Genomic DNA, 397 nt, shown 5'->3' with positions numbered 1-397 from the left:
GCGCTCGGCAAGCTGCGCGTCCGTGAGCAAGGCCTGGCGGGCCAGATCGGTGCCGGCGCAGACAAGCGGCACTCTCAGGTCGTTTGCCAGAAACCGCAGCGCATTCAGAAAAATCCGCTGCTGCCGATAGGTCCCCGCCAGCATGCCGTTGACCTCGTCGAGCACGATCATCCGGGCGCCGACGGTGCGCAGCAGCGAGCGGCAGATGTCCTTCTCCCGGGCCAGCGTTCCGCCGACAAGCGCAGGAGCCTGCAGGCTGGCCAGCAATTCCCGATAGAGATCACGCTCGACCGGCTCTGAGGGCACCTGCGCCACGACAACCGGTCTGTTCGTAACGCCGGTCGACTGGCAGAACGTGGCCGGGTGCGCGCGCTCGAACTTGCGGACGATCTTGGTC

The 397-nt window shown here is 66.5% G+C and carries 1 protein-coding gene; it reads right to left on the bottom strand.

The genetic code is table 11. From position 1 onward, the window contains the following. Positions 1-397 (bottom strand): TniB family NTP-binding protein (locus CEV33_RS01335; RefSeq protein ID WP_208620132.1); only part of this gene is annotated, 397 nt, incomplete at both ends.

The sequence above is a fragment of the Brucella grignonensis genome, from assembly GCF_002252505.1.
In the GTDB taxonomy this organism is placed as follows: domain Bacteria; phylum Pseudomonadota; class Alphaproteobacteria; order Rhizobiales; family Rhizobiaceae; genus Brucella; species Brucella grignonensis.
The sequence above is the reverse complement of the archived record's forward strand: the minus strand, read 5'-3'. Positions and strand labels throughout refer to the sequence as shown.